Here is a 3182-nt window from a genome sequence, read left to right as displayed (position 1 = left end):
GCGGCAAGGCCGGCGACGTCAAGACGCACTGGCCGGAGCTCGCCGAGGCCGTGGGCTGGGTCCTCGACGCCGGCGGCGTGGCGGTGCTGGCGCATCCGATGCGCCACGGCCTGACCCGGCGCAAGCGGGGGCTGCTGCTCGACGCCTTCCGTGCCGCCGGGGGGCAGGCCGCCGAGCTGGTCAGCGGTTTCCAGAATCCCGACGCCACCCGTGACCTGGCGCGACAGCTGCAGGAACGTGGCCTCTACGCCTCGGTGGGCAGTGACTTCCACTTCCCCGGCGGCCACCTGGCCCCGGGCAGCATGAGCCCGGTGCCGCGTACCGCCACCCCGCCGGTATGGGCCCACCCGCGCCTGGCCGGTTTCGTCGATGGGGTGGCGGCGTGAACGGTGGGCCACGTTATAGTGACGATATCCATCGGCCATCGAACAGGGAGCTCGCATGAGCCAGTTCTTCCAGATCCATCCAGAGAACCCCCAGAAGCGACTGATCGACCAGGCGATCCAGATCATTCGCGATGGCGGCGTCGTGGCCTATCCCACCGATTCGGGCTATGCCCTGGGCTGTCACCTGGGCGACAAGAAGGCCATCGAGAAGATCAAGTGGCTGCGCTCGCTGGACGACAAGCACAACTTCACCCTGATCTGCTCGGACCTCTCCGAGATCGGTACCTACGCCAAGGTGGACAACGCCGTCTTCCGGCTGCTCAAGGCCCACACCCCGGGGCCCTATACCTTCATCCTCAACGCCACCACCGAGGTGCCGCGGCTGCTGCTGCACCCCAAGCGCCGCTCCATCGGCATGCGGGTGCCGGACCACAGCATCACCCGAGCGCTGCTCGGTGCCCTGGGGGAGCCGCTGATGAGCGTGACCCTGATCCCGGTGGGCGAGGCGCTGCCGATGACCGACCCGGAAGAGATCCGCGAGCGCTTCGGCGCCCATCTCGACCTGATCATCGACGGCGGCGCCTGCCACCTGGAGGCGACCAGCGTCATCGACCTGCGTGACCTGCCGCCGAAGATCATCCGCGAGGGGCGTGGCGACGTCGACCCCTTCCGCGAGTGACCCGCGGCGGTTGTCCGCCGATTCGTCTGCGCCCTGCGCCCGGCCACCAGCCGGGCGCTTTGCGTGGGGGCCTCGATTCCCGGGGGAGGGGGCCGTCGAGGAGCGGGTCAGCCATGTTTTTTTAATTGAACGGTTAATCAATATCACCTAGGGTGGAGTTCGTGGCTGCCAGGCCACGAGTCAATCGAGCGAGGCGAAGGAGCCGCCCGTGGCTGGTAGCCGGCCCGCCTCGACACACCGGAAGGAGTCCCTGATGAGCCGTTTCCCCAAGAACAACGTCGCGACTACCACCCTGATCGGCCTGACCGCCCTGTCCATTGCCGCCTCCGTCGGCGCCGACGAGAGTACTCAGGACGCCGCCGAGTCGGCCCTCTGCGAGCAGGCCGCCTACACCATGGGGCTGCGCTACCAGCAGCAGTCGGCCGAAGTCGCCGCCCTGCAGCGCCAGGGCTTTGCCTTGGCCACCCTGCGCCTCGAGCAGCAGATCGACCGGCATGGTGAAGACGCCGACCTGGCGATCATCACCGACCTGGACGAAACCGTGCTGGACAACAGCGCGCTGCTGGCGCGGGACATGGAGCAGTGTCACGACTACACCACCTGGGACACCTGGCGGCACTGGGAGCGCGAAGGTACTCCGGGGGTGATCCCCGGGGCCATGGAGTTTCTCGAGTTCGCCGACGAGCAGGGCGTGGCGATCTACTATGTCTCCGACCGCTACCAGGAGAACAAGGAGGCGACCCTGGCGACCCTGAACGAGCTCGGGCTGCCGCAGGTCTCCGACGATACCGTGCTGCTGCTGGGGCCGCCCAAGCAGGAGCGCCGGGACCTCGTGGAGGAGAACCACACCCTGGTCATGCTGCTGGGCGATACCCTGCACGACTTCGCCGAGGAGTTCGTCAGCAAGGTGCCCCTGGCGGACCAGCACGCGCGGGTCGAGGAGCATGCCGAGCGCTTCGGCCGTGACTGGATCGTCTTCCCCAATGCCACCTACGGCACCTGGAGCGATGCCCCCCTGGAGCCGTGGGAGGCGCCCCTCGAGACCGATTGAGTCTCGCGGTTCACCGGCCGGGGAGGCCGGTGGGCCGGGACCCGCCCAGGACGCGCCCTACGCCTCGTCGGTGGAGGGCGCGTCGTCGTTTCTGGGGTCCGGCGTCTCTTCGTCGAGCCAGGTGCCGCACCGCAGGCAGTATTTCGCGCGCTTCTCGTGGCGGTCGTGGCCGCAGCCCGGGCAGGCCTCGTCGGAGTAACGCTCCTCGCGGATCGAGCGGATCACCTCCGCCGAGAACACCCCGGTGGGCACGGCGATGATCGAGTAGCCGGTCAGTATCAGCAGCACCGTGATCGCCTGGCCGATGGGGGTGACCGGGACGATGTCGCCGTAGCCCACCGTGGTCATGCTGACGATGGCCCAGTAGATCGACTGGGGAATGCTGGTGAAGCCGGCCTCGGCGGACTCGATCAGGTACATCAGCGAGGCGAAGATGGTCACCAGCATGAAAATGGCGAAGAAGAACAGGAAGATCTGGCGGATGCTGCGTCTCAGGGCCTCCAGCAACAGGCGCCCCTCGCCGACGAACTGCATCAGCCGCAGCACGCGGAAGATGCGCAGCACGCGCAGCAGGCGCACCACCACCAGCGACTGGGCGCCGGGAACGAGCAGCACCAGCCAAGTGGGCAGGATGGCGATGACATCGACGACACCGTAGAAGCTGCGCAGGTAGCTCAGGGGCTTGTCGAGGCAGTAGAGCCGCACGGCGAGCTCGATGGTGAAGGCGATGGTGAAGCCCCACTCCAGCCAGTAGAACAGGTCGCCGTAGGCCTGGTGCCAGGCCTCCACGCTGTCGAGCATCACCACCAGCACGCTGGACAGGATCACGCCGATCAGGGCGACATCGAAGCCCTTGGCCAGGGGCGTGTCCGACTCGAAGATGATCTGGAAGATGCGGGTACGCAGGCCTTCGCCGGCGGGTTTGAAGGGGTTGTGCATGACGGGACGCCTCCCTGGCGACACGATGGGCGGTATCAGAGCGCGGTATCGGCGGGCAGCCGGCGGGCCAGGCGCAGTGCGGCGCGGCCGAAGGCCGGCGTCGGCCAGGCGGGATCGTCGAGCCCCT

General features: G+C 67.8%; 4 protein-coding genes. 3 read left to right on the top strand and 1 reads right to left on the bottom strand.

Annotated features, from left to right (window positions below; translation table 11 throughout):
• From C1H66_RS00850 to C1H66_RS00840, 3 genes are all read left to right on the top strand, one after another.
• The coding region (locus C1H66_RS00850) for a PHP domain-containing protein (protein WP_479723833.1) at positions 1-386 on the top strand (386 nt) is incomplete at its 5' end.
• A gap of 55 nt (positions 387-441) precedes the next feature.
• Positions 442-1065 carry an L-threonylcarbamoyladenylate synthase gene (locus tag C1H66_RS00845; RefSeq protein WP_102626033.1) on the top strand — a complete coding sequence of 208 codons (624 nt, stop codon included), beginning with the start codon at positions 442-444 and terminating at the stop codon, positions 1063-1065.
• A gap of 253 nt (positions 1066-1318) precedes the next feature.
• Complete coding sequence (locus C1H66_RS00840; RefSeq protein WP_102626032.1) at positions 1319-2116, top strand: 5'-nucleotidase, lipoprotein e(P4) family; 798 nt, start codon at positions 1319-1321, stop codon at positions 2114-2116.
• Positions 2117-2173: 57 nt separating this feature from the next.
• Here the strand turns inward: C1H66_RS00840 and C1H66_RS00835 are convergent, their stop codons facing one another.
• A complete protein-coding gene (locus tag C1H66_RS00835; protein ID WP_102626031.1) occupies positions 2174-3055 on the bottom strand; it encodes an ion transporter in 882 nt (293 codons plus the stop codon).
• Positions 3056-3182: the final 127 nt, after the last annotated feature.

Origin of the sequence: Halomonas heilongjiangensis (assembly GCF_002879645.1) — a bacterium.
GTDB lineage: Bacteria > Pseudomonadota > Gammaproteobacteria > Pseudomonadales > Halomonadaceae > Halomonas > Halomonas heilongjiangensis.
The sequence above is the reverse complement of the archived record's forward strand: the minus strand, read 5'-3'. Positions and strand labels throughout refer to the sequence as shown.

Excerpts from the sequence above, each read along its gene's own strand:
- C1H66_RS00835 (WP_102626031.1), bottom strand. The coding sequence starts at position 3,055 with ATGCACAACCCCTTCAAACCCGCCGGCGAAGGCCTGCGTACCCGCATC.
- C1H66_RS00840 (WP_102626032.1), top strand. The coding sequence starts at position 1,319 with ATGAGCCGTTTCCCCAAGAACAACGTCGCGACTACCACCCTGATCGGC.
- C1H66_RS00845 (WP_102626033.1), top strand. The coding sequence starts at position 442 with ATGAGCCAGTTCTTCCAGATCCATCCAGAGAACCCCCAGAAGCGACTG.